We start from the raw sequence: 10,878 nt of genomic DNA, 5'->3' as shown, positions 1-10,878 counted from the left end.
CAACGCCCTTGCCATTCGGATTATCTTCCCCTCAGTCAGGGTGATTCAGGTTTCTTTCAACCTGACGGGTTTGCCAGCTTCGCTGGGCAAACAAAAAAGGGTAGCTTATTCAGTTAAGCTACCCTTTTTTGTAAACAGTGACTTCTGATACTACTTGCTACTTAAAACCCAGCTAGCAAATGGTACCGTAGTGCGTGCCTCGCCTACTTCTTCAAATGGGGCGCGCAAGTTGAGGATACGTTAGACGCGTTGAAAATTTCAATCCAATAGCCGTCTGGGTCTTTGATAAATGCGATCCCTTTCATAGAACCATCATTAAGCCCTTTCTGAAAAGGAACGTCTAGTGATGCAAATCGTGAACATGCAGCTTCAGCATCAGGCACATGAAAACCAATATGCCCAAAACCTTTTGGCTCTGTATTTCCGTTATGATAATCAACCGTTTCTGGTGTATCGCCCCAATTGTGGGTTAGCTCCAACATGGCCGGGCGACCAAAAGTTTGCTGAGTACGTTCGTCTACATCGTCAGAAATATCAGAGAAATCATCACCTGCCGCCAAAAAATAAAGGCTGAACTTCATTTCTTCAAAATCTAGACGCTTAATTAGCGTCATTCCCATAACTCGCGTATAGAAATCTAGCGAACGCTTGGGGTCGGCAATGCGCAGCATAGTTTGGTTGAACACAAAACCTTGTGTCGCGGCATCTTTCTCTTCATACAGGCCTTCGGCCTTATCGAAATGTCGGCTCATAATAGTCGTCCTTAGCGATATAGATAATTAAGGCAAGGCAATCTTGCTTTGCCTAAAAACGAGTGCATAGAAGTGAGGGGTAATTTTCTTTTCACAACAGCACTTAGTCTATCCTCTTACGCGCTTTACCTCAGATGCGTTTTATACAACGTCTATTTTTACGGCGCTTTTATTTTTTAGGGAGCTTTCCCCAAACCGAACCTGCATCACTTTTTTTCACTGGCGACACTTTAGAATTGGTGTTTTTGCCAGCCGCTTCTTTTTGTTTACTAGCGCCTTTATTAAATGAGCCTGACTTAGTACCAGAAGTGCTTGGGCTATCTGATTTTTTAGACGAAGTTTGTCGCGTGGACTCCGGTCGATATTTTTTCACCATACCTTGCAACAAATTGCGAACCACTTGATCGCCAGCGGGTTTAAAGTTGCGATGGTCTGGCTTTCTAAAAAACGCCGACAGCTCACCTTTACTCATTCTAAAGTCTGCTAGTTTAAGCACCGCTATCATATCGTCATCTTTATAACTCATTGCAATACGGATTTTGCGCAGTACTTCGTTATTACTTAGTCGCTCTTTTGGCCCCAGCTCTTGAGGCATTTGCCCTTCTTGACGACCACGATTTTTAATAATCAATCCATCTAGAAACAACGCAATAATCTTGTCGCGACACGGTAGATAGCCCTCTTCACCTTCCCGCTTCATCACAGCATGTAAATAATCAATTTCCATGTCGTAGTTAACTAATTTAAAAATACTTATGGCGGCGGTATCGTTGATAGCTAATGCATAACGAAGGCGACGTAAAACATCGTTGTGGATCATGAAAATGGGCCTGAAAAGTGGAGTAGCCAATAATTGGTATGGATTACAGTGTAGCGCTACGTGCGCTTTCGCATATTTTACACTACTTGGCCATTTGCATCTATCGCTGGCTGTCGGGTGCGTAATTTCTACCAACACATAGTGAAACCAAATTAACGTACTTGGCGTAACGACATTGTACATCTGGTTTCGCTCATTTCATCGGCGTACCGAAATTGAGCTCATTGGTAGAAGGATACTTCCATGGCAACATTAAATCTCAACGGGAGAGACGTCAGTCTTCCCTATGATCCACGAACGACTTTGTTAGATTTTCTCCACCAGCATTTATCACTTTTTGGCACCAAAAAAGGTTGTGACCACGGACAATGTGGTGCTTGTACCGTTATCGCTGACGGCAAGCGTATTAATGCATGCTTAGTGTTTGCATTCCAGTTAGAAGGCGCTGAAGTCACAACTATTGAAGGCATCGGTGAAGGTGAGAGTCTTCATCCGCTGCAAAAAGCTTTTATCGAGCGTGACGCGTTTCAGTGTGGCTATTGCACATCTGGTCAAATATGTTCAGGCGTATCCCTACTTAGGGAAATGAAAAATGAAGACCCTAGCGCAGTTACTTATAGTCAAACTCGTCACAGTAAAGCTTCATTGAAAGAAGATATCAGCGAACGCATGAGCGGTAACCTATGCCGCTGCGGCGCCTACCCTAATATTGTGGATGCTATAACCGATGTCATTGCTTTGGAGAGACAATAATGCAGCCATTCACTCTTCATCATTATAACGGCGAAAAGCCGTTGAGTAGCCTGCCCCTGGACACAAGATCACGTTTTTTGGCCGGAGGTACAAACCTAATAGATTTAATGAAACTACAGGTAGAAACGCCTAAAACATTAGTAAGTCTTGCGAAATGGGATAAAGCTAACACTATCAGCGAAGATGACAATTACTATTATATTGGCGCCATGGTGACTAATTCTGACTTAGCGAAGTTCGCTCACACGCAGCCCAATGTGTCTTTACTTGCGCAAGCTTTATTAAGCGGTGCAACAGTTCAACTTAGAAATAGGGCAACCACTGCAGGCAATTTGCTACAACGCACCCGCTGTTATTATTTTTACGACACCACAAAAGCCTGTAATAAACGAGAGCCAGGCACTGGCTGTAGCGCATATAACAGCATGAATAGAATTCATGCCATATTTGGCACTAGCGAGAGCTGTATCGCCACACACCCTTCCGACATGGCCATAGCCATGATTGCGCTTAACGCACAGGTACATACGCAACAACCTGATGGCAACACGCGTCAAATCGCGCTACGAGATTTCTACCGTGAACCTGGCGACACGCCGCACATAGAAACCCAATTAGACGAAGATGAACTCATTACCCATGTCAGCATAAAGAAAAAAGCAAACGGTACTCAGTACTATCACAAAGTACGCGACCGTTCTTCCTATGCGTTTGCACTCGTTTCTGTTGCGGCTGGTTTGAAAATTGAAGATGGTCGTTTTAAAGACCTTTCTCTCGCCTTTGGTGGTGTGGGCACAAAGCCTTGGTATCCGCAAAAAGCAATCAGTTTTCTTGAAGGCGCGGAACCAACCCAAGAAGTCATATTGCAAGCCGCGGAAGCTGAGTTATCCGAAGCAAAAACGTTTGGCAGTAATGACTTTAAACCAGAACTATTGCGCAGGACGTTAACAAAAGTGCTTTTAGAGTTAGCAGAACATCAGGTAAAGCACCCAGGACATGAAGGAGCTTTATATGACAACGCATAATGCCAAAACTGTAGGGACGCCAGTTAATCGAGTTGATGGTTCAGCAAAGGTGTCAGGTCAAGCAAGGTACGCTGCGGAGCATATGAGCGATCGCACTCCTTTGATAGGCTGGGTTGTATCAAGTGATACTGCCGTAGGTAAAATCACATCCCTTAATACAGAGCAAGCGGAACAGGCCGAAGGCGTACATGCAGTTATCACGTATAAAAATGCAGGTACTCTTAAGCCATTTAGCAAGCCTGCAGATGAAAGCAGGTTTACTCAAAGTCGCGCCGTACTTAACGAACCTAACATTCGTCATTTCGGTGCGCCGGTCGCTCTAGTTATTGCTGATACGTTGGAGCAAGCACGCTATGCCGCAAGTCTAGTAACCTTCACCATAGACGGTGAAATACCAGATTTGCTGACAGAATTCGATGATGCAACGCAAAAACCAGCGTCGCTAGATGGTGGGTTTGAGGCAGATGCGTCTAGCGGTGATAAACCGCAGCAAAGTGATATTCAAGCAAGCATTAACGAAACTTATACTACACCAAGCCAAATCTCTGCCGCTATGGAGCCTCATGCCACGGTTGCCGACTTTAAAGATGGAAAGCTTGAGGTCTATTGTAGCGTTCAGATTATAGCGACGGCTGTTGAGGCGCTTGCGATTACGCTTGAAATGGATGAAGCAGACATCGTAGTGCAGAGCCCCTTTGTAGGTGGCGGGTTTGGCTCTAAGCTAGGTCTTCATTACGATGCAACGCTCGCTTGTATAGGGGCCAGGTATTTAGAGCGGGCTGTAAAAGTGGTGTTAAGCAGGCGTCAGGTCTTTTATAACACCCCTCATCGAGGGCACAGCATACAGAAAATTAGCCTTGCTTCTGGTGATGATCATGCACTGTTAAGCGTACAACACAAAAGCGCTATGCCAAAAGCCAAGGGCTATGAGTTTGCCGAAGCAACAGGGGCTGGCGCACGGGTTACCTATAAATCTCAGTTCATTGAAAGTACGCATAGGGTCAAAGACGTAGACCTGCCGCTTATCGACTCTACCCGTTCTCCCGGAGATGCCATTGGTTCCCTTGCTTTTGAATCGGCCATTGATGAACTTGCCCACGAAGCCGGTATCGACCCGCTTACGTTTCGCATAAAAAACCTGCCCGTCGTTCACCCTATGAAAGGCACGCGGTTTACCACCCACAACTTAGGTGAGTGCCTTCGTCAAGGCGCGCAAAACTTCAAGTGGCAGCATAAAACACAGCCCACACCGGGTAAACAAATCGGCCATGGCGTAGCGAGTGCTATGCGTATGAATGTGCTGGTGGAAAGTTCAGCTGAAGTGGAATTGAGTGCTACCGGTGAGGTAACGGTTCGCACTGATATGACGGATATTGGTACAGGCACCTACACAATTCTCACACAAATTGCCGCCGATACTTTAAATACGTCGGTAGACAATGTCACAGTAAAACTCGGTGATAGCCGCTACCCTGCTTCATGTGGTTCAGGTGGCTCATTTGGCGCAGCAAGCTCTGGTTCTGCGGTTAAAAAAGCCTGTGAAGCTCTTATCGATAGCATAAAAAGTGCGTTGCCCCCAGCTCTTAGCCAAGCTGAAGTACAAATTTTAGATGGGCAAATAAAGTTAGTCTCGTTTGCACAAGGTGATGATGATGAAGTAAGTAGTCCGGTATTACTCGCCAACTTTATGTCCGACAGCGAATTCCCCATATCAGCAACCGGTAGCGTATCCGAAGATGACACCAGCGATGATGAGCAGTATTCATGTGGCGCTCATTTCGCGGAAGTAGAGGTAGATGAATACACGGGTGAAGTTAGGCTACTTCGCCAATACGGTATGTTCAGCGCGGGGCAAATCTTGAATATGAAAACAGCTGCATCTCAAATAAAAGGGGGAATGGTATGGGGCGCTGGCTACGCACTTACTGAAGGGCTCCATCACCATAGAGACACGGCAAGCTTTGTAAATCCAGATTTTGGTGAATATCATGTGGCAGTCAATCGGGACATTGCCGAAGTTAGTCTGGATTTCTTACAAGAGGCAGATTATGCCGCATCGCCAGTGGGCGCAAAAGGTATTGGTGAACTAGGCATTACTGGAGCAGGCGCCGCCATCGCTAACGCAATTTATGATGCATGCAAAGTGAGAGTACGAGACTTCCCCATTACCATGGATAAAATAATCGCTGGTAAGAACTAAGCAAAAAAAGCGGCCTGACAAGGCCGCTTCACATTAAGAAGCTTTTTCATTATTGTTATCCAGTGTGTTTGATAGGGCTCAAAACCCTTTTTTAATTTGTAGTACTATCACTCTATAGCATTACTAATAAATGCTTAAAGTTACAATGTAACATACGACTAATTGCTCATCACAAAAGTTGAAAATATTGTGCACCGACTTAACATTACTTAATATCTTGATGATCATTAGCCAGTGCATTTTTTCAAAAAGTAGTTTAGCCCTACCGACTCAATCTGTACATTTATTCAACAAATCGTATATTATCCAATCTGGAAGTTTGTTTTACTATTCAGGGTGGTCAGCCTAAGAATATTAAATACTGATACTGACTCACAGGATTCAAATAGACACGAAAAAGCTTAAAGGCTCGAAGGGAATACATAAAAATAATATGCGGATTAGACATCTAACAATTTTACTCGTCGTTGCCAGCGTTCTACTTAGTGCCTGCACACCTTCGCAACCTACAAACAAAATTCTGATCAGTGGTCCTTTTGAACCAGTCAATAACGATCCGGCAAGTACCGGCTACATGTTTACACGAATGCAAATTCTGGAAACTCTCATAGACGTGGATAACCAAGGTCAGCTTATCCCAGGACTTGCTAGCTCATGGTCAAATGATGAGGACTTTACTGTTTGGACATTTAATTTACGTCCTGATGTGTATTTTCATGACGGCACGTTAATGACCGCCGACGCCGTCTACAAAAGTCTTTCGGTCGCGTTTGGTAAACCAACGCCATTTTCAAAAGATATGATCGCCAACATGGAGGTGGTATCAGAATATTCTATCAAGTTCACCTTGAACCAAAGTTACCGTCCTTTCCCTTCCCTGTTAAGTAATTATGCAACTGCGATCGTGGCACCTGCTACCTTCGGCAAGTTCAATCGAATTAAAACCTTAATAGGTACAGGCCCCTATCAGATTACGCACTTTGAACCTCCCCACAATATTACAACCACGCGCTTTGACAATTATTGGGGCGAGCCCGCTGTTATTGAAAACGTTGAGTACGTAACGGGTCACCGCTCTGAAACGCGGGCGCTTATGGTACGAACGGGGCAAGCAGATATTGTGTACAACCTCGACCCTGCCGCGGTTAGCATGTTGCGCACTGACTCTGACGTAAACGTGTTTAGCGACAGGATCCCTCGCACCACTCTAGTTAAGTTAAATAGCGGCCATCCTATCCTCTCAGATGTAAAAGTAAGGCGAGCATTGAGTTTAGCGATTGACAGAAAAGGCATTGCATCTGGCGTAATGCGTATATCGAATATCTCTGCTGATCAGCTATTTGGCCCAAATATTCGAGACTGGCATATTCGTTCTACTGCCACAGATAATGCTACCAATACTATTTCAATGGGTGACGCTGACAATAATCCAACAATTAAAAATAGCGTTGAAAATGGTGACTTATTATTAAATAGGAAAAAAGCGGCACAGCTGCTAACCGACGCGGGATGGTTAGTAGGTGAGGATGGCGTGCGCTACAAAGATGGCTCGCCTTTAACGCTTGATATGATTACCTATGCCAATCGGCCAGAACTCATTACCATTGCCACAGCAATTCAAGATCAGTGGGCTAGCATTGGAGTGAAGCTCTCTGTCCATATGGAAAATGTAAGTGCCATTCCTTCAGGGCATGCTGATGGTACATTACAAACTGCACTTATGGCGCGTAACTTTGCTAACATCCCAGACCCTCTTGGTATAATGCTGGCTGACTTTTCTTCAAAAGAAGGCGGCGATTGGGGGCCAATGAACTGGCAAAATGAAAAAGTGTTTAGCGATTTAAAGACCTTGAGTCACACCACGGATGAACACGCTTACAAATCGTTGATATCATCAATTATGCAAGAAGTTCAGCAAGACGTTCCTCTTATCCCCGTTATGTACTATGTACAGCAAACGGCGACTTCTAGCCGACTAAGAAACTTCAGCTTCGACCCTTACGAGCGTTCTTTTCGCGTATCTCAAATGAGAATAGCCCCATAATAATGAGAAAAATTCTACTTCAACGGCTGCTTCAAGCTGTACTGATGGCGTGGAGTGTAGGCACACTCACATTTATTATAACCCGTTCACTACCTGGAGATATGGCTTACAAAATAGCGGCTGGCCGCTACGGTGACGATGCGGTAAGTACAAGTGCCGCTAACGCCGTAGCAGAAGAACTTGGTCTGCACAGAAGCGCTTTCGAACAGTACGTAAGCTGGATGACTGATTTAGCCTCTCTGGATTTAGGAACAAGCTTGGTCACGGGTGCCCCCATTGTTGTTGAGCTACAAAATCAGCTTTCTTACACCCTTGTTCTCGCTGGACTCGCTATTCTGGTATCCGCATTAATTGCGTTTCCTCTGGGAATTTATAGCGGCATCAGAAGCGCTCGAAAAAGTGAAAATACTCCTAAGAGCCATGCTTCTCTTTTTGATAAAACAGCATTAGTATTTTCCACGTTCGTGCGCTCTCAACCGGTCTTTTGCTTGGGGCTAATTCTCATCTTTATTTTTGCACTAGAGCTCAAATGGCTACCGGTTGCGGGCTCTTCAGGCTTTGTCTATACCATATTACCTGTAATGACCTTAGGGTTAAGCCTGGCGGCTATATCAAACCGCGTAATTCGCAATAGTACTGTTAATGCGGTTCAATCGGGTTACTTCCATTTCGCCAAGATAAAAGGGTTAAGCGCTCTAGAGGCGTTTAGGTGCCATGCGCTACCTAACATTGTAATACCTGCTCTAGCCTTCATGGGCATACAGCTTATCGGGTTAATTGAAGGCGTAATTATGATTGAAAGCCTTTTTGCTTGGCCCGGCATAGGACACGGACTTTCCCATGCTGTCTTTGCCCGCGACATCACTATGTTGCAAGGCACCGCTTTGCTGATGGGCGTTTTATTCGTATTGGTCAACACACTAGTCGATTTAAGTCAGTATGCACTCGACCCAAGGGTGAGAGAGAATCGAGGGTATAGCCAATGAAGACACCCGCCTTACCTGTTGAAAAAGTGATTGGCTTTTCACTTTTGATGCTGCTCTTATTACTTGCGTTGGGCGAGCCTGTTCTATTGGGAACAAACGGTAATCAACAAAATTTAAAGCAAGTACTCGAAGCCCCAAGTGCGCAACATTGGTTAGGTACAGATCAGTTCGGACGCGACATGTTAGCCAGAATCTCAGAGGGTCTGCGCATATCACTTTCTCTCGCTGCACTGTGTGTACTAAGTTCATCAATCATTGGCGTGCTAACGGGCGTAATTGCAGCGTGGTGTAGAGGTTGGGTAGATACGACGTTGAATTTCATTGCCAATACAATATTGGCGCTCCCCGGACTGGTACTTATTCTTCTTTTCGCGGCGCTAGTACCAGGCTCTTTCATTATGCTGTATTTAGCCATTTCCTTAGTACTGGCCGTCGAGTACTTCAGGCTGGTACGTGCTATCACTCTACCAGTAGTGACAGGCCCTGCACTGGAAAACTCTGCGCTAATGGGTTTTCCAAAACGCTATTTATTTAGTAAGCATATATGGCCCGCCATTCGACAAGACGTGTTATCACTTGCTGCTTTTGGTGCCTCCTCCTCAATTATCGCCATGGCATCGGTGGGCTTCGTTTATGTTGGTTTAAAACCACCCAGCCCTGAGCTCGGGCTGATGATAGTTGAGCTTTTTCCATACTATCACGAAGCACCTTGGCTGCTCGCACAACCTATTTCCACCCTATTCGTTCTCGTACTGGGCTTTCACTTACTTTCTGCGAAGAGTGACAAAACACCTCGTTTAAATAAGTTCATTTTTGACAGCAGCAGTAGACTATCAAAGAGTGATGCATTGGAGCGCAAACTGTGAGCCAGTACATTGCTATTGAACACTTATCAATTTACGCGCAAGACACCATTATTGTAGAGGATCTATCCCTTAACCTTGAACAAGGCGAGACACTGACTATATTGGGTGAAACCGGGGCAGGTAAAAGTCTGCTAGCGCAAGCAATTATGGGCGACTTACCACCTGCACTGAGGGTTACGGGAAATGTTCTGGTAAACGGTGTAGATATGCTTCGTGCGAACCGACGTGAATGTGAACAATTGTGGGGGCGAGACATTGTTATGCTGCCGCAAGAGCCATGGCATTCTCTAAGCCCAATGATGAAAATTCGCCAGCAAGTCGCCGAAGTTTTTCGGTTTACATTGGGTAACGGTGCTCGCGAAGCACAAAAGAGTGCGAAGACACAGCTAGACAACCTGGCTCTTAAAGACGACAGTGATAAGGTCCCTTCTCAACTTTCCGGTGGAATGGCACAGCGTGTCGCTTTTGCCTGTGCATCAGCGACTAATGCACCTTTATTTCTAGCCGACGAACCCACAAAAGGGCTAGATGCCGGACGCAAACATCATATTGTTGAGCAACTAAAGCAAAAAGCTAACGACGGTACGCTACTTACTATTACACACGATGTTTCAGTGGCAGAGGCACTGGGTGGTAAATGTATGGTGCTTAAAAACGGGAAACTGGTTGAAACAGGTGATACCCGCAAGATACTGTCCTCCCCGTCTTCAAACTATACCAAAACCCTTATTGCGTCGGCTCCGCAACACTGGACGGCTACAACAAAAAAAACGCATAGGATTGCATCGCTGGTATCGGTGAATGACCTCACAATTATGAGAGGTAACCGTACACTATTTACTGGCCTTAGTTTTTCTTTAGGGGAAGACGAAATTGTCGGGCTTTGTGGTGATAGCGGCAGTGGAAAAACGTCTCTAGGTGATGCTCTACTTGGGCTCCTACCCTATCAAGGCAATATTGCGTTTCATACGCTTTTACACCGTTATCAAACCCTAAAGCTATATCAAGATCCCCCCAGTTCATTTGCCGATCACACTACGCTTAAATCATTGATTGATGACGTAATAAAGCTTCACAAGGTGTCTAAAAAGCGTGCTGATTTACTTTCATCTCAACTAGGCCTTAACCAGCGATTGTTTGAGCGCAGCGCCTCTGAGGTAAGTGGAGGTGAGCTTCAACGCATTGCATTGCTGCGCGCGCTGCTACTAAGACCCAAGCTACTTATAGCTGACGAGCCAACATCTAGGCTCGACCCCATTACAAGTAAGGCAATTACTCACTTACTTGTCGATCAATGCAGAGAAGAAAATTGTACGGTGCTCTTTATCAGTCACGATAGAACACAGCTAGAAAAAGTCTGTGACCGCGTCATTGACCTTCAGACTCTCACAACACCAAAAGCCGTTATATAACGGCTTTTGGAAGACAAAAT

General features: G+C 45.2%; 9 protein-coding genes. 7 read left to right on the top strand and 2 right to left on the bottom strand.

Features of this window, described 5'->3' with window-relative positions:
- Window positions 1-203 precede the first annotated feature (203 nt).
- Both gloA and MHM99_RS03865 read right to left on the bottom strand, forming a co-directional pair.
- Window positions 204-752 (bottom strand): lactoylglutathione lyase, encoded by a 549-nt coding sequence (gene gloA, locus MHM99_RS03870; protein WP_239218232.1) that lies wholly within the window; start codon window positions 750-752, stop codon window positions 204-206.
- Window positions 753-921: 169 nt separating this feature from the next.
- Window positions 922-1,755 (bottom strand): DUF1456 family protein, encoded by an 834-nt coding sequence (locus tag MHM99_RS03865; RefSeq protein WP_239218230.1) that lies wholly within the window; start codon window positions 1,753-1,755, stop codon window positions 922-924.
- Window positions 1,756-1,815: 60 nt separating this feature from the next.
- Between MHM99_RS03865 and MHM99_RS03860 the strand changes: the two genes are divergently transcribed.
- The 7 genes from MHM99_RS03860 (at window position 1,816) to MHM99_RS21355 (ending at window position 10,858) form a co-directional block, all read left to right on the top strand.
- Window positions 1,816-2,325 (top strand): 2Fe-2S iron-sulfur cluster-binding protein, encoded by a 510-nt coding sequence (locus MHM99_RS03860; RefSeq protein ID WP_239218228.1) that lies wholly within the window; start codon window positions 1,816-1,818, stop codon window positions 2,323-2,325.
- Window positions 2,325-3,350: a xanthine dehydrogenase family protein subunit M gene (locus MHM99_RS03855; protein WP_275445356.1), complete on the top strand. Its 1,026-nt coding sequence runs from the start codon at window positions 2,325-2,327 to the stop codon at window positions 3,348-3,350. Before MHM99_RS03860 ends, MHM99_RS03855 begins: the two co-directional genes overlap by 1 nt.
- Window positions 3,337-5,550: a xanthine dehydrogenase family protein molybdopterin-binding subunit gene (locus MHM99_RS03850; protein ID WP_049587886.1), complete on the top strand. Its 2,214-nt coding sequence runs from the start codon at window positions 3,337-3,339 to the stop codon at window positions 5,548-5,550. Before MHM99_RS03855 ends, MHM99_RS03850 begins: the two co-directional genes overlap by 14 nt.
- Window positions 5,551-6,124: 574 nt before the next feature.
- Entirely contained in the window at window positions 6,125-7,594 is a 1,470-nt protein-coding gene (locus MHM99_RS03845; protein WP_239218224.1) for an ABC transporter substrate-binding protein, read from the top strand.
- A 2-nt stretch (window positions 7,595-7,596) separates the two neighbouring features.
- Window positions 7,597-8,580 (top strand): ABC transporter permease, encoded by a 984-nt coding sequence (locus MHM99_RS03840; RefSeq protein ID WP_239218222.1) that lies wholly within the window; start codon window positions 7,597-7,599, stop codon window positions 8,578-8,580.
- Window positions 8,577-9,446 carry an ABC transporter permease gene (locus tag MHM99_RS03835; protein ID WP_168463269.1) on the top strand — a complete coding sequence of 290 codons (870 nt, stop codon included), beginning with the start codon at window positions 8,577-8,579 and terminating at the stop codon, window positions 9,444-9,446. Before MHM99_RS03840 ends, MHM99_RS03835 begins: the two co-directional genes overlap by 4 nt.
- Window positions 9,443-10,858, top strand: coding sequence for an ATP-binding cassette domain-containing protein (locus tag MHM99_RS21355; protein WP_239218220.1), 1,416 nt, complete (start codon window positions 9,443-9,445; stop codon window positions 10,856-10,858). Before MHM99_RS03835 ends, MHM99_RS21355 begins: the two co-directional genes overlap by 4 nt.
- The last annotated feature ends 20 nt before the right edge of the window (window positions 10,859-10,878 follow it).

It is taken from the genome of Alteromonas sp. MmMcT2-2, assembly GCF_022348305.1.
Classification (GTDB): domain Bacteria; phylum Pseudomonadota; class Gammaproteobacteria; order Enterobacterales; family Alteromonadaceae; genus Alteromonas; species Alteromonas macleodii.
The sequence above is the reverse complement of the archived record's forward strand: the minus strand, read 5'-3'. Positions and strand labels throughout refer to the sequence as shown.